Source organism: Pseudomonas sp. BF-RE-21, assembly GCF_019947305.1.
GTDB classification, from domain to species: Bacteria; Pseudomonadota; Gammaproteobacteria; order Pseudomonadales; family Pseudomonadaceae; genus Aquipseudomonas; species Aquipseudomonas migulae.
On the sequence record NZ_JAGYGF010000008.1, the window covers coordinates 36,073 to 52,729 of the forward strand.

The window sequence follows — 16,657 nt, forward strand, 5'->3', positions numbered from 1 at the left end:
TTTTCTGTAGAGCCTGTAGGAATGATTACCTCACCCCTGTACTCCGCAGCGCTGCTGGCGTGTAGTCACCTGCTTTGGCATCGATGCCGAATTCGAAGCTGTGCTTCTCCTCGTTCTTCATCCCCAGTGCGATGTAGCGACCGGCGATCAAGTCGTACAGCGCTTCAACGGTGTAGGCCGGAACCTGGTGATCGTAGTAGAACTGGGCATGACCTTCGGCCACACGCCACAGCTGACCGCGACCGTCATAGTGATCGGCCAGTGCCACCTGCCAGCTGTCTTCGTCGATGTACATGTGACGCTTGGCGTACACGTGCCGTTCGTTGGGCTTGACCGTGGCGACCACCTCCCAGACCCGGTGCAACTCGTAGCGTGTGAGGTCCTGATTGATATGCCCGGCCTTGATCACATCGGTGTACTTGAGATTCGGCGAGTCGAGCTTGTAGCTGTTGTAAGGGATGTACATTTCCTTCTTGCCGATCAGCTTCCAGTCATAGCGATCCGGTGCGCCGGAAAACATGTCGAAGTTGTCGGTGGTGCGCAACCCGTCGGACGAGGTGCCGACGCCATCATAGGCCACCTGCGGCGCACGCCGCACGCGACGTTGACCGGCGTTGTAGATCCAGGCCTTGCGCGGTTCCTTGACCTGGTCGAGGGTCTCGTGAACCAGCAACACGTTGCCGGCCAACCGCGCCGGCGCCGTGACTTCCTGCTTGAAGTAGCTGAGCACGTTGTCGTCGCTGCCGGGTTTCAAGTCCCCCAGCAGCGAAGGCACGGCGACTTCATCCTTGAAGCGGATCACCGTGAAATCGCCATTGGACTGCGGCGTGGCCTGGGTGATGGTGCGACGCAAATTGCCGCCGTGATAACGGGTGACGTGGTTCCAGATCACCTCAACGCCGTTCTTCGGAATCGGAAACGCGTAGTAGCGATTGCCGGTGAAATTGGCCAGGCCATTGCCGTCGTTGATCGGCGTTACATTCAGCGCGCTGCGCTTGGCCGACTCGTAGATGTCCGCTGGCAAGGCCACTGTACGGTGGGTCGGATAGACCGGGATCTTGTAGGTCTCCGGGTAGCGTTTGAACATCGCGATCTGGCCGTCGGAGAGCTTGTCCTTGTACTTGTCGACGGTTGCCGCCGTGATGGTAAACAGCGGCTTTTCATTGGCGAACGGGTCGGCAAGGAACCCTTTGCTGTCCACCGCGCCGGCGTTTTTCGGGATGCCGCCGGTCCAGGCCGGAATCGAGCCATCGGCATTACCCGCCTTCTCGGCGCCCAACGGCGTCAGGCTGGTGCCGAGTTTATTGGCTTCTTCCGGCGACACCGCGGCCATTACATCGACGGCCAACAGGCTCAGGGCCAGAACGCTGCATTGCAGAATCATTTTGCGCATTGAAATCATCCTTCTCAGCCAGATCAGAAGTTCACGCCAAAGCTCAGCGCCAGGAAGTCGCGATCTTCCAGGGTGTTGTAGTCACCGCCGAAGAAATCGGTGTAACTCAAGCTCGCGGTATAGGTGTTGCGATAGTCCGCATCGACGCCGACGCTGATGGCCTTGGCGCCTTCGTTGAACAGCCCGTTGGGGCCGTAACCGGCGACGTCATGGGACCACGACAGGTTGGGTTTGAAATTGATTCCGGCGATGACGTTGTTGTAATCAAGGATCGCGCGGGCACGGTAGCCCCAGGATGTCGAGGTGACGAAACCGTCGGTATCACCACGGAAACCGTACTGTCCGTAGACCGAGTCGCGGCCGTAACGCAGCTTGCTTTTGTCTTCCAGCCCGCCGACGTGAACAACGGCCGCCTCACCCACCAGGGTCAAACGGTCCGCGCCGGCGATCTGATCGATGAAGTGCGTCAGGGTGCTCTGGATCTGCGTCACTTCCTTGCGGCGATAGCCTTTGTTATCCGCGCCTGGCCGGGTGGCGATTGGCGAAGCAGCGCCGCCGGCAATCGGGTTGAGCAAGGCCAGTGTCAGGTCGGTGCTGTTGACCTGCACCGGTGCGTTGGGGCGATAGCTGATCTCGCCGGTCCATGCGGTGCCGGTCGGCAAGGTGGTGGAGAAGCTCGCGCCGTAGAGGCGGATGTCTTCCGGGTATTCGAGATAGTACTGGCCGCGACCGAGCATCACGCTCTGGGCCAAGGCCGAACCGGTGCCGGGTGCGATGGCGTTCGCGGTAGAAACGATGGCCGGTATCCGTGCCAGCGTCCCCGCCCCGGCAGTGGTGGTGCCAACATTCGGGGTGCGGCTGTGGTAGTTCATGAAGTACAGGCCGTACTCGGTGTCATCACCCAACCAGCGCAACGCCGTGCCCCATTGCCCGGAGTCGCGGGCGTCGCGGTCGCCACCACGGGGCACAATCACCCCTTCCTTGCCGACCTGGAAGCCTTGGCCAAAAGCGGCAGCGATCGGTTGCAACGGTGCAATCGCCGGGCTGGCGACTGTGTATCCCGTGTTGCAGCCATCTGCCGCCACGTCCCCGCCGAAGAAGGTGCCGCAGTTGTCGAGAACGGTCTGGTCCCACTCCAGTTGATAGAAACCTTCCACGGTAAGTTTGTCGGTCAGGCCCTGAGAGGCGAACAGCATGTTCACCGGAATCAGGCCTTCCTTGATTTCCGCGCCAGGACGACGGAACGCTGAAACGTCGACCGGGTTGATGCTGTTGATCGAGTTGCCGATGAAGGTACTTTCGCCCCAACTGACCACCTGTTTACCCGCGCGCAAGGTGCCCGGCAGATCGGCGATGGAGTAGTTGTGATAGACGAACGCATCGAGGATCTGCGCGCCGGCAGACTTGGAACCCTCTTTGCGATTGTGATCGCTGATCGGCTTGAACTCGCGGTCTTCGTCCTTAAGTTCGAAGTCGTACCAATACTTGCCACGGACGAACACGCCGGTGTCGCCGTACTTCAGTTCGAGGTCGTGAATGCCCTTGAAGATCTTGGAGTAGGTTTCGCCCTTCTTGAAGTTCAGACGCCCGTCGTCACCGGTCGACGCCTGGCCGGTCCCGCCGTTGACGATGCCCACCAGCGATTTATCGGCATCGCGCATGCCCCAACTCGCGCCGACGGACAGCGAGGAGTCGAATGTTCCCTCGATTTCGCCAATGTTGAATGAAACGGCCTGCGCCTGGGCACAGCAACCCAAGGCAACCGCAGCGGCCAGCGCCTGCGGTGTGAAGATGGCGCGCATTGTTGTTTTTGTCATGCGTCTTCCCCGGTGAGTGACAGAAGGCCACACCCTACTGCCGCAGGTCGGGAGCGATAAGCGCACCAAGGAGGTATTCGTTGTGTAGCTCTAAAGGATGAATGGCCTTGCGGCGCGGGGAGTTGCGCGAGGTATGGATGAAGTGGATGGAGGTTCATCAGCCGGATGCATGAGCGCGAGACTGTTGCCCAGGCTGCAATACTGCATGTCTGGAATCGCTATTTTTCCTTTGGACTCAAGCGCTTATTCTTGTCGGGCTTTCACGGCAACAGCCTGACAGCACACCGCGATGGCGTGTGATCAGTCCGCGCCATTGGCGACAGATTTCAGATGTGTCGAAGGTTTCGACTCATCACCCCATGTTCACTGACGTTGATTTGTAGCTCCTTGATCCAACGTCTTACTTTGGCCGCTGCGTTTGCAGCGGCCTTTTTTATGGGCGATGGTTTTGCGCGGAGGCAGGACTCAGGCAAGCCCTGCGCGAGGCGAAGGAATCAGAGGGAATACTTCTGCAAATTGCCCATCATTTCCTTCAACGCTTCGATGTTGTCCTTTGGATGTGCTGCGCCTTCGAAGTCGCAGATCTGCTGCCAGTGCGCCGCCACATCTTCCGGTGAAAACCCGACCCGTGGATCGAACCCGGCGCCGAGGCTGCGCTCCCAACGCACCTTGCCCATCCAGCCGCCACCGACCTCAAACAGCCCCGAGGTTTCCTGGCAGTTTTCGCTGGCGAGGTACACCACCAGCGGGCTGACCAGTTCCGGCTTGAGTTGTTCGAACACTTGCGGCGGGATCAGGCCTTCGGTCATGCGGGTGCCGCCGGTTGGGGCGATGGCGTTGACCAGGATGTTGTTTTTGCGGCCTTCTATGGCCAGGGTACGCGTCAAGCCGTAGAGGCCGAGCTTGGCCATGCCGTAGTTGGACTGGCCGAAGTTGCCGTAGATGCCCGAGGTGGATGCGGTGAAGATCACGCGACCATAATTTTGCTCGCGCATGTGCGGCCAGGCGGCGCGGGTGACTTTGTAGGCGCCTTCGACGTGGACGCGATAGACCAGGTCCCAATCGGCATCGTCCATTTTGTGGAAAGTCTTGTCCCGCAGGATCCCGGCGTTGTTGACCACTACGTCGACCCGGCCGAAAACGTCGAGGGCGTTCTGGACGATTTTGTCGCCGTCGGTGACGGAGTCATGGTTGGCCTCGGCAGTGCCGCCGGCCTCACGGATTTCCGCTACTACGCGGTCTGCTGCCGAAGCGTTTGCACCTTCACCTTGCGCCGAGCCACCGAGATCGTTGACCAGCACCCTGGCGCCCTGTTTCGCGAACAACAGCGCATGAGCGCGGCCCAGGCCACCACCGGCTCCGGTGATGATCACGACTTTATCTTCGAAGCGCACAGGCTCATTCATTAGGGGGGACTCCAGCAGGCCGAGGGACAATAAGTCCGAGTCTCAGGCAAGGCGCTGCCGGTCACAATGAACACGGGGTAGGCTGAATGGTGCTCGATAAGGCGGGGGGATGATGAGCGCGTGGACCGAGTCACGGCCCATCGCCAGCAAGCCGGCTCCTACAGGACCGGGGTGCCCCAAACTCATCAAACACCACAAAAACACTGTAGGAGCCGGCTTGCCGGCGATGGCAATCCGACAGGCACCACAAGCCTCGAGGACGCATTCGCCGGCAAGGATTGGGGTGAACACCACCTCACCAAACACCACAAAACCTGTAGGAGCCGGCTTGCTGGCGATGGCAATCCGACAAGCACCACAACCCTCAAGGACGCATTAGCCGGCAAGGTTGCGGTGATGCCTACGAACAGGCCACTTTCAGCGGCGTTGAAATCAGCCGGTCGCGAAACGCCAGATAATGCTTGAGCACCTGAGCCGGTGCTTCGGTTTGCGGGTAATGGCCGATGCCGGGCAGCAGGACCGTGTCCGGGTTCGGGATCAGCTCCCGATAGCGCTCGACCATGTGCCCGCCGGAGATCGGATCGACCTCGCCATCGATCACCCGCAACGGCACTTCGCCGCGCTGCATGGCACTCACCCAACGCTCGCGCTGAACCCGACGCTCGGGGATGTAGGCAATCAACTTGTGCATGATCCGTGGCCCGTGATTGCTGTCGATCAGGCTCCAGAAATCATCCATCTCACTCTCGGTAGGACGGCTCTGCGGTCCGAAGATATGGCGAAAACTCTTCACCAGCGCATCACGGGAAAACGCGCGGCCGATCATCCAGCCCAACGGGCTGAGCAACAGTTTTTGCATCAGCACCGGGCGATGGGTTTCAGGAAACAGCCCCCCATTGAGGAACACGCAACTGGCGAGGTGAATGCGTGCCTCGTAATGCCGGGCCAACAGTTCCTGAGCCACGCTGTCGCCATAATCGTGGGCAAGCACGTGCACCGGTTGCTCGACGTTCAAATGTTCCAGCAACGCCTGTTGCAGATCGGCCTGCTCCAAGAGGCTGTATTCATGATCCACCGGTTTGGCTGAATCGCCGAAACCGAGCATGTCGCAGGCAATCACCCGATAACGCTGGGCCAGCGGCTGCCACAGGTAGTGCCAGTCCCAACTGGCGGTCGGGAAGCCGTGAATGAGCAACAGCGGCTCACCCTGCCCTGCCGTCCAGTAACGCACCGTCTGATCACGAAAGTCGAACGTCTGGCTGCGCTTGCGCCAGACACACAGGGGGATCTCGGCGAGAGGCATCAGAGTTTATATCCCGCGTCTTGTTTATCGAGTTTGCGCAGCAGCGCCGGCCAGGCCAGCGCGCCGCCCATCCCTTGTGCACTTTTGGTGACGCCGGCGATCATCGCCTTGGCGCCCGCCAGAATCTGCGGTTCGATGGCGATGAGTTCCGCGCCACCGTTCTGTGCCAGCACCTGGATATCGCAGGCGCGCTGGAAGGTGAACATCATCAGGAACGTGTCGGCGATGGTGCCGCCGCAGGTCAGCAACCCATGGTTGTGCAGCATCAGGAAATTGTTTTCACCGAGGTCGGCCTGCAGCCGCGCCTTCTCTTCGTGGTTCAGCGCAACGCCTTCATAGGCGTGATACGCCAGGCTCGACAGAACAAACAGCGACTGTTGGCTGATCGGCAAAACGCCTTGCTTCTGCGCCGACACCGCAACGCCGGCCGCCGTGTGCGTGTGCAATACACAGACGACATCGTGCCGCACTTCGTGCACGGCACTGTGGATGGTGTAGCCCGCCGGGTTGATCTCGTAAGGGCTGTCCATCAGCTTGTTGCCGGCCTGATCGACTTTGACCAGGCTCGAAGCGGTAATTTCGTGGAACATCAACCCGAACGGGTTGATCAGGAAATCTTCAGTGCCTGGCACCTTGGCGGAGATGTGCGTGAAGATCAGATCATCCCAGCCATGCAGGGCGACCAGACGATAACAGGCGGCCAGATCGACGCGGGTCTGCCACTCGGCGGCACTGACCTGGTCTTTGACACTGTGGGGCGATTGGACGGGGGCTACGCTCACGACAAGGAACTCCTGTTCTTATTGTTTTGCTCACGTTTAGCAGTCTAGTCAGCCCCCGGGGTTCATGTAGTTGCATTGGCAGCCAGCTTGATGACCTAGCGAGTCACTGCGCCAGACAGCTTGGATCCATGTCAAAGTACTGCCGCCAACAAGGGGTCCGCGAACCGGTTCCGCAGCCCCGAATCGGCACAATCCTGGCTTGCCTTGCTTCGCGAATGGCCAGTCAGCCCTGCAGAGCGGTGACGAGTTCCGCCAGCCAGGGTTCGGCATCGGTTTCCGGGGTGACGCTTTCGCTGGCATCCAGGCGCAGCATCGGCAGCACTTCGCGGATGCCCAGTTCGCCGAACAGCTCGCGCATCAACTCACCGCCGCCGCAGAACGTATCGCCGTAGCTCGCATCGCCCAGGCCGATCACCGCGCCCGGCAAACCACGCCAGGCGGCCGGCAATTGGTCACGAATGGCGAAATACAACGGTTGCAGGTTGTCCGGCAGTTCGCCCATGCCCGTGGTCGAAGTCACTGCCAGAAAGGCTTGCGGGCCAAACGCCTGTACATCGGCAAGGCTGGCGCGCGGGTTGTGAAAGGTTTCGAAGCCCGCGGTTTTCAAAATATTCGCAGCGTGGCGAGCGACTTCTTCAGCCGTGCCGTACACCGAGCCCGAAAAGATGGCGACTTTCATCAATCTGATCCTGAAGCTGAGTAAAAAGATGAGGGATATTAACAGCCACAGCAAAAAAGCTGCGATTAGCTCTCATTAAGCATTGAAGGCCGCTAGAGTTCTTTTAGAATGCTGCGCTCAATCAATCTGGAAAGGATTCTCCGATGATCAACGCACAACTGCTGCAAATGGTGATTGACGCGTCCAACGACGGCATCGTGATTGCCGAAAAAGAAGGTGAACACGACAACATCCTGATTTACGTCAACCCGGCGTTCGAACGGTTGACCGGTTACACCAGCGAAGAAATCCTCTACCAGGATTGCCGCTTTCTGCAATCAGGTGACCGCGACCAGGAAGCGCTGCCCTTGATTCGCAATGCGTTGAGCAGTGGCGGCTCCTGCCGGGAAATCCTGCGCAACTACCGCAAGGACGGCACGCCCTTCTGGAATGAGCTGTCGCTTTCTACGGTGAAAAACCCGAGTGACGGTCAGACGTATTTTGTCGGCGTGCAAAAGGACGTCACCGTGCAGGTCAAGGCGCAGCAGCGGGTAGCGCAGCTTGAAGCGCAAGTGGCAGAGCTTCAGGCCGAGCTCGCCGCGCTCAAACCGACGAACGGCGCAAACAAAACCGAGAATTGATTGTCATTAACTACAATCACCGATGACTTTGTTACTTTTCCTTTCGAGCCCATCATGCAGCGCGACGCACTCCTGACCCAGGATGAGCTGGATTTTATCCAGACCATGCAACACAACCCGCAACTCAATGTGCGGGATGCGACGTCGAGTCTGCTTGTAAATGGTGGTTCGCAAATCCGTGACCTGCTCACGCGCCTTGCTGCTCATGAGCAAGTCACGATCCAGGCCAACTTCGAAAATCAGCAAATGACCTTCCCGCTGCATCTGGTGGAAGACGAATTTCACGCGCTGCATTTACGCCTCGGCGTCCCCAGCATTTATGAAGACGGACCGTTGGTCCGGCCATGGCGCCTGCTCCTCGAAGAACCGGTCGCCCTGGAAAATGCCGCCGGCCATCCCGGCACGATGTGGGTGCATGAAGTGTCGTTCAAAGGGGTTTTGCTGGAAGTTCGCAACAAGACCAAACCGCCCAAGCATTTCGCGTTGTGGTTCAGCCCGTCAGGCTACGAACGTATCGCGTTGCGCGGCACCTTCGAGAGAGAAACCGAGAACGGCTTCTTTGCCTATCAGTTGAGTCAGAGCGACAAGGATGAAACCGAGCGCCTTCGCCAGTACATCCTTCAGCAGCATCGACTGACCCACCCGACCCTGCATCTGTGATTCAGGTATCCAGGTTGCCTGCCAGGAACTGTTTCAGGCGCTGACGCATCACCACTCCTTCGTTACCCAGGCAGCCAATGGACGATCCGTCCAGGCTCTCCTGCGACAGTTCCGACGCGTCACCGGCCAGCATCAACTGGCAATCCAGGCTCATCGCCAGACGATTCAAACGTCGCGGCAAATCGCTGGTGGGCGCGTGATTGGAAAACAGCACCAACGCCTGGGGCTTGACCCTTTCGCAGACCAGCGCCAGTTCATCAAAGGGCTGACCAACCGCCAGCAATTGAATGGCCGAATCGACACTGCTCAAAAACAACGCCGTGACCAACAGTTCGAGTTCACGACATTGATCGTTCAGGGGACAGACAATCACGCGCCGTGGCTGCATGACGCGCACCAGCAGCAGCCGCTGTAATACCCGGGAACGCAAAAAACCGTCCAGGAATAGCCACTCGCTGGCCTGGCCGAACACTTCCTGACGTTGCAGGAATTGCTTCCAGAGTGGCATCAGAATGTCCTGAAACGCCACGGTCAGGGGGTAACTGGAAAAGATCTGCCCATAGACCTGCTCCAGTTGCACCTCATCGAACACGCTCACCGCCGCTTTGACTTGTTCCTGCCACTGCGCGTAGTCAGCCTGCACCAGTTCGTTGGGGATGATGTGCGACAACGCTTGAAGCGGGGCAGTCTTGGCCAGTATCTTGCCGACCTTGCTGACGGCGACGCCACGTTCGATCCAGCCCAGGATGCTGCGGACCCGCTCGATATCGGTCATTGCGTACAAGCGATGCCCGCTTTCGGTGCGCATTGGCTGAATCAGACCATAACGTCGCTCCCACGCCCGCAAGGTGACCGGATTGACGCCCGTCAGCCGTGACACTTCACGGATCGGAAACAGTTCTTCCTTTTCTATGGAAAGAGCACGCGGCAAACCAGCGACATCTTCAGTCAAGACAGGCATAGGGCAGTCAACGTCCGCGTATAAATTGGATCCCATTCTACCTCTCTTGCCCCATCACCATTCAATACATTGATGAACGACGATTGTCGCTGCCATAACCTGTAGAATCCGGACCAATCCTTGCTTGTTCCGAGACGCAGCCCACCACCCCGGCGCTGCGCCTGGCGAAACTCCTATCCGGAGTAACGCGATTGTCATACGGAGATACATAATGTCTACCTCCCCCGTCACGCTGATGGTTGCGCGCCGCGTCGCCGATGGGCGTTATCAGGACCTGATGACCTGGTTGCGCGAAGGCGAACAACTGGCCACCGACTTCCAGGGTTATCTCGGCTCAGGCGTGCTCGCCCCGCCGCCCGACGATGACGAATTCCAGATCATTTTCCGCTTCGCCAACGCGCAGACCATGCACGCCTGGGAGCATTCGGCCTCGCGTACCGCCTGGCTCGCGCGCGGCAGCGACTTGTTTGCACATAAGACGGAACATCGCGTGAGCGGCATCGAAGGCTGGTTCGGTGCTGCCGGCGCACGTCCGCCTCGCTGGAAACAGGCCGTGGCAATCTGGTTGGCGTTCTTCCCGGTATCGTTGTTGTTCAACTTCGTACTGGGGCCGTTGCTCGGCGAAATGAGCCTGTTGCCTCGGGTGTTCATCAGCACGCTGTGTCTGACGCCGTTGATGGTCTACTTCTTTATTCCGCTGTCGACCCGTTTGTTGGCAGGTTGGTTGAACAGCGCGCCGACACGCCGATTACCTGTTGAACCCTCCCCTCAAAACCGATGAGACCTATGTAGGAGCGAGCCTGCTCGCGATGGACGCCCAAGCGCCGCGGGGTATCAGGCCCCCAGTGTTATCGTTCACGACCATCGCGAGCAGGCTCGCTCCTACAGGTCATAGGTGAACGTCGCGTTGCGCTGGTATAGTTTTGCTCTTACCGCGACGCGAGCCGTTCATGACCTCTTCATCCGCCCCGATCCTCATCACCGGTGCCGGCCAGCGTGTCGGCCTGCACTGCGCGCAGCGATTGCTCGAAGACGGCCATGCGCTGATCTTCAGCTATCGCACTGAACGCCCCGGCGTACAGGCATTGCGCGATCTGGGGGCGACGGCAATCCTCGCCGACTTTTCCAGCGAGGCCGGGATTCTCGCCTTCATCAGCGAACTGAAAACCCACACCGACTGCCTGCGGGCGATCATTCACAACGCATCCGAATGGCTGGCCGAAACGCCGGACACCGACGCCGCAGCGTTTACCCGCATGTTCAGCGTGCACATGCTGGCGCCCTACCTGATCAACCTGCACTGTGCCGACTTGTTGCAACGCTCGACCCCGGCGGACATCGTGCACATCAGCGATGACGTCACGCGCAAGGGCAGCAGCAAGCACATCGGCTACTGCGCCAGCAAAGCCGGGCTCGACAGCCTGACCCTGTCCTTCGCGGCGAAGTACGCGCCTGACATCAAGGTCAACGGCATCGCCCCTGCCCTGCTACTGTTCAACCCTGACGACGACGCGGCGTACCGCGCCAAGGCTCTGGCCAAATCCGCATTGGGTATCGAACCCGGTAGCGACGTGATCTACCAAAGCCTGCGTTATTTGCTCGACAACCCTTATGTCACCGGCACGACCCTGACCGTCAACGGCGGGCGGCACCTCAAGTAAGTTGCCCCGCGAGGATATTTCATGACGTTATCCCGGCCCCAGAACGCCCTGTCCCAGAACTACCGCGAGATCCTCATCGGTCTCGGTGAAAATCCCGACCGCGAAGGCCTGCTCGATACGCCGGCGCGCGCAGCCAAAGCCATGCAGTACCTGTGTCATGGTTACGAGCAATGTGTCGAAGAAATCGTCAACGGCGCGTTGTTCGCCTCCGACAACGATGAAATGATCATTGTCGACAACATCGAGCTGTATTCACTCTGTGAACATCACCTGCTGCCCTTCATCGGCAAGGCGCATGTGGCTTATATTCCAACGGGTAAAGTGCTGGGCCTGTCGAAGATTGCGCGGCTGGTGGACATGTTTGCCCGTCGCCTGCAAATCCAGGAAAACCTCACCCGGCAAATCGCCGACGCAGTGCAACAAGTGACCGGTGCCGCCGGTGTCGCGGTGGTCATCGAGGCACAGCACATGTGCATGATGATGCGCGGCGTCGAGAAACAGAATTCGACCATGAACACCTCGGTGATGCTCGGCGCCTTCCGCGAGTCGAGCAACACCCGTCAGGAGTTCCTGCAATTGATTGGACGGAGCAAGTAGCAATGCCACAACTTCAACCAGGAATGGCACGCATCCGGGTCAAAGACCTGTGCCTGCGGACGTTCATCGGGATCAACGAGGATGAAATCCTCAACAAGCAGGACGTGCTGATCAACCTGACGATCCTGTATGCAGCCCAGGAAGCGGTGCGTGACAACGACATCGATCACGCGCTGAATTACCGGACCATCACCAAAGCGATCATCGCTCACGTGGAAGGCAATCGCTTTGCCCTGCTCGAACGCCTGACCCAGGAAATTCTCGATCTGGTCATGGCCAATGAGTCGGTGCTGTACGCCGAAGTCGAAGTCGACAAGCCCCACGCCCTGCGTTTCGCCGAGTCAGTGTCGATCACCCTGGCCGCGAGCCGCTGACCGCGTCTGGCGCATTGCTCGCCAGACTTTTATTATCTCGCGCACGACTGAGTAACACAGAGCCCATCATGACTGACCAACAACGCCTCGAACTTGAAGCCGCCGCCTTCCGCCGGCTGGTCGCGCACCTGGACAGCCGCAAGGATGTGCAGAACATCGACCTGATGAACCTCTCGGGTTTCTGCCGCAACTGCCTGTCCAAATGGTACAAGGCCGCGGCTGACGAACGTCAGATCGAGGTCAGCCTCGACGACGCCCGTGAAGTCGTCTACGGCATGCCGTACGCCGAGTGGAAAGCCCAATATCAGCAAGAAGCCAGCGCCGAGCAACAAGCAGCGTTCGCCAAAGGAAAACCCAATGAGTGATTTGAACACCCTGCGCGCCAGCCTCAAGAGCGGCGAACACGTTTTTGCCGACACCCTGGCCTTCATCGCCGCCGGTTATGACTACCAGCCACAGGCGTTCAACAACGGCGGCGTGGAAAACGCCGCCGGGCAAAACGAAGGTTCGTGCAAGACCCTGGGCCTGGCGCTGCTGGAAGGGTTGAGCGATGAAGAAGCGCTGTTGGCATTCGGCGAGCATTACCGCTCCGTCGTAGCCACCCCAGAAGGCAGCGATCACGGCAACATCCGCGCGTTGATTGCCCATGGCCTGGCCGGTGTGAAGTTCACCCAGCAACCCCTGACCCGCCGCTGATTTCTGAGCAACACCTCCCACTGTAGGAGCCGGCTTGCCGGCGATGGGTCCCTCGAGTCGTGCATCGCCTTCGAAGACGCCATCGCCGGCAAGCCGGCTCCTACAAGGGTTCTGCGTTGTTTTGATTGATTTTGCACAACGCTCAAACCACATCCCGACTTTTAAGATTGACCCGGCAACTTTATTTCGTTTGCCCGGCACCACTGCTCGCGGCTTAGATAAAAGAAGAGCCTCCCTTCTTCAGAGTCGGTCATCCATGAGCAGCGAAACCATCAGCCGGTCGATCAACATCGTGCACCCTGTCACGCTCAGCCACGGCAAAAATGCCGAGGTCTGGGACACCGAGGGCAAACGCTACATCGACTTTGTCGGCGGCATCGGCGTGTTGAACCTCGGCCATTGCCACCCGCGCATCGTCGAGGCCATTCGCGAACAAGCCACCCGGTTGACGCACTACGCGTTCAACGCCGCCCCGCACGTGCCTTACCTCGAACTCATGGAGCGTCTGGCCGCGTTCATCCCGGTGGATTACCCGGTCAGCGGCATGCTCAGCAACAGCGGCGCGGAAGCAGCGGAAAACGCCCTGAAGATCGTTCGGGGTGCGACCGGTCGCACGGCCGTCATCGCTTTCGACGGCGCCTTCCACGGGCGCACCCTCGCCACTCTCAACCTCAATGGCAAAGTCGCGCCCTACAAACAGAAGGTCGGCGTGTTGCCCGGTCCGGTGTTCCATTTGCCCTACCCGAGCAAGGACAACGGCGTGACCTGCGCCGAAGCGTTGAAGGCGATGGATCGGCTGTTCAGCGTCGAGATCGATGTCGACGACGTGGCGTGCTTTATCGTCGAGCCTGTGCAGGGTGAAGCCGGTTTCCTGGCGATGGATGTCGAGTTCGCTCAGGCCTTGCGCAAGTTCTGTGATGAAAAGAACATCCTGCTGATCGCCGATGAAATTCAGTCCGGCTTCGGCCGCACCGGCCAGCGGTTTGCGTTCTCGCGACTGGGCATCAAGCCGGACCTGATCCTGCTGGCCAAAAGCATTGCCGGCGGCGTGCCGCTGGGGGCGGTGGTCGGGCGCAAGTCGCTGCTCGACACTTTGCCCAAGGGCGGACTGGGCGGCACTTATTCGGGCAATCCGATCGCCTGCGCCGCTGCGTTGGCGACGCTGGATGAAATGACCGACGCCAACCTGCACGCCTGGGGTTCGCAGCAGGAAGAAGCAATCGTCAGCCGCTACGAAGCCTGGCGAGCCAACAAGGTTTCCCCTTATCTCGGACGCCTGACCGGTGTCGGCGCCATGCGCGGCATCGAACTGGCCAACGCCGACGGCACACCCGCCCCGGCGCAGCTGACACAACTGTTGGCCCTGGCCCGTGAAGCGGGGTTGCTGCTGATGCCTAGCGGCAAGTCGCGGCACATCATCCGGCTGCTGGCGCCGTTGACCACGGAGGCGGCGGTGCTGGAAGAAGGCCTCGACATCCTGGAAGCGTGCCTGAAAAAGCTGACCTGATCCCTGTAGGAGCCGGCTTGCTGGCGATCCAGTCGACTCGGTATGACAGGAGCACCGCGCCGCCTGCATCGCCAGCAAGCCGGCTCCTACAGGACAAGCAAAATGAGCGGCACAAAAAAACCGGCCGAAGCCGGTTTTTTCAGTTCAACGGAATCAGAACGAAGCGTTCTGCAGACCGTCGAGGTAACGCTCGGTGTCCAGTGCCGCCATGCAACCAGCGCCGGCCGAGGTGATCGCTTGACGGTAAACGTGGTCAGCCACGTCACCGGCAGCAAAGATGCCTTCAACGTTGGTCGCGGTCGCATTGCCTTCACGGCCGCCGTGCACCACCAGGTAACCGTCTTTCAATGTCAGCTGGCCTTCGAACAGCGAGGTGTTCGGGGTGTGGCCGATGGCGATGAACACGCCGTCGACTTTCAGCTCGTCGAAGCTGCCGTCGTTGTTCTTCAGGCGAGCACCGGTCACGCCCATGTTGTCGCCCAGGACTTCGTCCAGGTTCGAGTTCAACTTCAGGATGATCTTGCCTTCGGCAACGCGAGCATTGAGCTTGTCGATCAGGATCTTCTCGGCGCGGAAGGTTTCGCGACGGTGGATCAGGGTCACGGTGCTGGCGATGTTGGCCAGGTACAAGGCTTCTTCGACAGCGGTGTTACCGCCACCAACCACGGCCACTGGCTTGTTGCGGTAGAAGAAACCGTCGCACGTCGCGCAGGCCGAAACGCCTTTGCCCATGAACGCTTCTTCCGATGGCAGGCCCAGGTAGCGAGCGCTGGCGCCGGTGGCGATGATCAGGGCGTCGCAGGTGTAAGTCGCGCTGTCGCCGGTCAGGGTGTAAGGCTTGGCGGCGAAGTCCACGGCATTGATGTGATCGAAAACGATCTCGGTTTCAAAGCGCTCGGCGTGCTCACGCATCCGCTCCATCAACGCAGGGCCGGTCAGACCGTGGACATCGCCCGGCCAGTTGTCGACTTCGGTGGTGGTGGTCAGTTGACCGCCGGCTTGCATACCGGTGATCAGCAGTGGCTTGAGGTTGGCACGGGCGGCATAGACCGCGGCGCTGTAACCGGCAGGGCCGGAACCGAGAATAATCACTCGCGAATGACGGACTTCAGACATGACCTGCTCCTGTTGACCGGCCCGGAATACCTGGCGCGGAACGCCGGGTTGCCGGCGGGAATAAAAAAGGACCGTTGAAAGCACTTGGGGAAGGCTTGAACTCGACAGTCCTGTAAAAAGATTGGGTGCAGCGTATCGAGGGGGCGAAGATTAAGGAAATACGGTTTAACAATCCAGCTCATAGGCGGTCTCTATCCCGTCACGGCCAATATATAGACGCCTTTGTTACTGTTGATGTCGATGCTGCGACCGCGCTTTCGCCCGTAAGGCAAAGCCGGTAAGGTCGGCGCGTTTCCCTTCTGCTCGGAGCTCGATATGCCCGCCCCTGTTCTGTCCGGCCCGCAATACCTGCGCGAAGGCCTCAAGCTGGTCCTCAGCCCCAGCCTGCGTTTATTCGTGTTGCTGCCGCTGGCAATCAATCTGGTGCTGTTCGTCGGATTGATCTATCTGGCCGGCCATCAATTCAGTCTGTGGGTCGATACGCTGATGCCGTCCCTGCCCGACTGGCTTAGTTTTCTCAGCTACATCCTCTGGCCGATTTTCGTGGTGCTGGTGGTGTTGATGGTGTTCTTCACCTTCACCATGCTCGCCAACGTCATCGCTGCGCCGTTCAACGGTTTTCTCGCGGAGAAAGTCGAAGTGGTGGTGCGCGGCACCGACGACTTCCCGGCTTTCAGCTGGGGTGAACTGATCGCCATGATCCCGCGCACCCTCGCCCGGGAAATGCGCAAACTCGGCTACTTCCTGCCGCGGGCGATCGGGCTGTTCATCCTCTCGTTCATCCCGGTGGTGAACATCATCGCCGCACCGCTGTGGCTACTGTTCGGCGTATGGATGATGGCGATCCAGTACATCGACTACCCGGCGGACAACCACAAGCTGGGCTGGAACGAGATGCTCGCCTGGCTGCGTGAGAAGCGCTGGCAGAGCATGAGCTTCGGCGGGAGTGTTTACCTGGTGCTGCTGATTCCGGTGGTCAATATCCTGATGATGCCGGCGGCAGTGGCCGGCGCGACATTATTCTGGGTGCGAGAGCGTGGAGTAGAAAACCTCACCGCCAAACTTCGTTAGGTACTTGCTTTTCG

At 59.5% G+C, this 16,657-nt stretch carries 18 protein-coding genes; 10 read left to right on the forward strand and 8 right to left on the reverse strand.

Annotation, left to right across the window (positions count from 1 at the left end; translation table 11 throughout):
- Window positions 1-25: 25 nt before the first annotated feature.
- From KGB25_RS08395 to KGB25_RS08420, 6 genes are all read right to left on the reverse strand, one after another.
- Window positions 26-1,393: a DUF1329 domain-containing protein gene (locus KGB25_RS08395; protein WP_223434775.1), complete on the reverse strand. Its 1,368-nt coding sequence runs from the start codon at window positions 1,391-1,393 to the stop codon at window positions 26-28.
- 23 nt (window positions 1,394-1,416) lie between these two features.
- A complete protein-coding gene (locus KGB25_RS08400) occupies window positions 1,417-3,210 on the reverse strand; it encodes a DUF1302 domain-containing protein (protein WP_223434776.1) in 1,794 nt (597 codons plus the stop codon).
- Window positions 3,211-3,704: 494 nt separating this feature from the next.
- Window positions 3,705-4,616 carry an SDR family oxidoreductase gene (locus KGB25_RS08405; RefSeq protein WP_008026988.1) on the reverse strand — a complete coding sequence of 304 codons (912 nt, stop codon included), beginning with the start codon at window positions 4,614-4,616 and terminating at the stop codon, window positions 3,705-3,707.
- A gap of 400 nt (window positions 4,617-5,016) precedes the next feature.
- Complete coding sequence (locus KGB25_RS08410) at window positions 5,017-5,919, reverse strand: alpha/beta fold hydrolase (protein WP_223434777.1); 903 nt, start codon at window positions 5,917-5,919, stop codon at window positions 5,017-5,019.
- A complete protein-coding gene (locus KGB25_RS08415) occupies window positions 5,919-6,701 on the reverse strand; it encodes a class II aldolase/adducin family protein (protein WP_207285263.1) in 783 nt (260 codons plus the stop codon). Before KGB25_RS08415 ends, KGB25_RS08410 begins: the two co-directional genes overlap by 1 nt.
- Window positions 6,702-6,924: 223 nt before the next feature.
- Window positions 6,925-7,380: a flavodoxin gene (locus KGB25_RS08420; protein WP_008037332.1), complete on the reverse strand. Its 456-nt coding sequence runs from the start codon at window positions 7,378-7,380 to the stop codon at window positions 6,925-6,927.
- 143 nt (window positions 7,381-7,523) lie between these two features.
- On the opposite strand from KGB25_RS08420, the gene KGB25_RS08425 reads away from it, so the two are divergent.
- On the forward strand, window positions 7,524-8,000 hold the full coding sequence (locus KGB25_RS08425; RefSeq protein ID WP_008037334.1) for a PAS domain-containing protein: 477 nt from the start codon (window positions 7,524-7,526) through the stop codon (window positions 7,998-8,000).
- Window positions 8,001-8,054: 54 nt separating this feature from the next.
- The gene (locus tag KGB25_RS08430) at window positions 8,055-8,660 is read left to right on the forward strand and encodes a hypothetical protein (protein WP_192227748.1); all 606 of its coding nucleotides are present in this window, start codon (window positions 8,055-8,057) and stop codon (window positions 8,658-8,660) included.
- Between the two features lies 1 nt (window position 8,661).
- Here KGB25_RS08430 and KGB25_RS08435 read toward each other — a convergent pair whose 3' ends face one another.
- A complete protein-coding gene (locus tag KGB25_RS08435) occupies window positions 8,662-9,657 on the reverse strand; it encodes a MerR family transcriptional regulator (protein WP_207285264.1) in 996 nt (331 codons plus the stop codon).
- A 175-nt stretch (window positions 9,658-9,832) separates the two neighbouring features.
- On the opposite strand from KGB25_RS08435, the gene KGB25_RS08440 reads away from it, so the two are divergent.
- The 7 genes from KGB25_RS08440 to KGB25_RS08470 all read left to right on the forward strand — a co-directional run bounded on the left by KGB25_RS08440 (window position 9,833) and on the right by KGB25_RS08470 (window position 14,456).
- Window positions 9,833-10,402: an antibiotic biosynthesis monooxygenase gene (locus tag KGB25_RS08440; protein WP_223434779.1), complete on the forward strand. Its 570-nt coding sequence runs from the start codon at window positions 9,833-9,835 to the stop codon at window positions 10,400-10,402.
- 169 nt (window positions 10,403-10,571) lie between these two features.
- A complete protein-coding gene (folM, locus tag KGB25_RS08445) occupies window positions 10,572-11,282 on the forward strand; it encodes a dihydromonapterin reductase (protein WP_223434780.1) in 711 nt (236 codons plus the stop codon).
- A gap of 21 nt (window positions 11,283-11,303) precedes the next feature.
- Window positions 11,304-11,879 (forward strand): GTP cyclohydrolase I FolE, encoded by a 576-nt coding sequence (gene folE / locus KGB25_RS08450; protein ID WP_008026971.1) that lies wholly within the window; start codon window positions 11,304-11,306, stop codon window positions 11,877-11,879.
- 2 nt (window positions 11,880-11,881) lie between these two features.
- Complete coding sequence (gene folX, locus KGB25_RS08455) at window positions 11,882-12,253, forward strand: dihydroneopterin triphosphate 2'-epimerase (protein WP_008026970.1); 372 nt, start codon at window positions 11,882-11,884, stop codon at window positions 12,251-12,253.
- A 68-nt stretch (window positions 12,254-12,321) separates the two neighbouring features.
- Entirely contained in the window at window positions 12,322-12,618 is a 297-nt protein-coding gene (locus tag KGB25_RS08460; RefSeq protein WP_008026968.1) for a DUF1244 domain-containing protein, read from the forward strand.
- Window positions 12,611-12,949: a HopJ type III effector protein gene (locus tag KGB25_RS08465; protein WP_008037347.1), complete on the forward strand. Its 339-nt coding sequence runs from the start codon at window positions 12,611-12,613 to the stop codon at window positions 12,947-12,949. Before KGB25_RS08460 ends, KGB25_RS08465 begins: the two co-directional genes overlap by 8 nt.
- A 256-nt stretch (window positions 12,950-13,205) precedes the next feature.
- Entirely contained in the window at window positions 13,206-14,456 is a 1,251-nt protein-coding gene (locus tag KGB25_RS08470) for an aspartate aminotransferase family protein (protein WP_223434781.1), read from the forward strand.
- 153 nt (window positions 14,457-14,609) lie between these two features.
- Here the strand turns inward: KGB25_RS08470 and trxB are convergent, their stop codons facing one another.
- Complete coding sequence (gene trxB, locus KGB25_RS08475) at window positions 14,610-15,572, reverse strand: thioredoxin-disulfide reductase (protein ID WP_008026963.1); 963 nt, start codon at window positions 15,570-15,572, stop codon at window positions 14,610-14,612.
- 315 nt (window positions 15,573-15,887) lie between these two features.
- Between trxB and cysZ the strand changes: the two genes are divergently transcribed.
- Complete coding sequence (gene cysZ, locus KGB25_RS08480; protein ID WP_192230120.1) at window positions 15,888-16,643, forward strand: sulfate transporter CysZ; 756 nt, start codon at window positions 15,888-15,890, stop codon at window positions 16,641-16,643.
- Window positions 16,644-16,657: the final 14 nt, after the last annotated feature.

Coding starts and splice junctions, on each gene's coding strand:
- KGB25_RS08395 (WP_223434775.1), bottom strand. CDS start 1,393: ATGCGCAAAATGATTCTGCAATGCAGCGTTCTGGCCCTGAGCCTGTTG.
- KGB25_RS08400 (WP_223434776.1), bottom strand. CDS start 3,210: ATGACAAAAACAACAATGCGCGCCATCTTCACACCGCAGGCGCTGGCC.
- KGB25_RS08405 (WP_008026988.1), bottom strand. CDS start 4,616: ATGAATGAGCCTGTGCGCTTCGAAGATAAAGTCGTGATCATCACCGGA.
- KGB25_RS08410 (WP_223434777.1), bottom strand. CDS start 5,919: ATGCCTCTCGCCGAGATCCCCCTGTGTGTCTGGCGCAAGCGCAGCCAG.
- KGB25_RS08420 (WP_008037332.1), bottom strand. CDS start 7,380: ATGAAAGTCGCCATCTTTTCGGGCTCGGTGTACGGCACGGCTGAAGAA.
- KGB25_RS08425 (WP_008037334.1), top strand. CDS start 7,524: ATGATCAACGCACAACTGCTGCAAATGGTGATTGACGCGTCCAACGAC.
- KGB25_RS08430 (WP_192227748.1), top strand. CDS start 8,055: ATGCAGCGCGACGCACTCCTGACCCAGGATGAGCTGGATTTTATCCAG.
- KGB25_RS08435 (WP_207285264.1), bottom strand. CDS start 9,657: ATGGGATCCAATTTATACGCGGACGTTGACTGCCCTATGCCTGTCTTG.
- KGB25_RS08440 (WP_223434779.1), top strand. CDS start 9,833: ATGTCTACCTCCCCCGTCACGCTGATGGTTGCGCGCCGCGTCGCCGAT.
- folM (WP_223434780.1), top strand. CDS start 10,572: ATGACCTCTTCATCCGCCCCGATCCTCATCACCGGTGCCGGCCAGCGT.
- folE (WP_008026971.1), top strand. CDS start 11,304: ATGACGTTATCCCGGCCCCAGAACGCCCTGTCCCAGAACTACCGCGAG.
- folX (WP_008026970.1), top strand. CDS start 11,882: ATGCCACAACTTCAACCAGGAATGGCACGCATCCGGGTCAAAGACCTG.
- KGB25_RS08460 (WP_008026968.1), top strand. CDS start 12,322: ATGACTGACCAACAACGCCTCGAACTTGAAGCCGCCGCCTTCCGCCGG.
- KGB25_RS08465 (WP_008037347.1), top strand. CDS start 12,611: ATGAGTGATTTGAACACCCTGCGCGCCAGCCTCAAGAGCGGCGAACAC.
- KGB25_RS08470 (WP_223434781.1), top strand. CDS start 13,206: ATGAGCAGCGAAACCATCAGCCGGTCGATCAACATCGTGCACCCTGTC.
- trxB (WP_008026963.1), bottom strand. CDS start 15,572: ATGTCTGAAGTCCGTCATTCGCGAGTGATTATTCTCGGTTCCGGCCCT.
- cysZ (WP_192230120.1), top strand. CDS start 15,888: ATGCCCGCCCCTGTTCTGTCCGGCCCGCAATACCTGCGCGAAGGCCTC.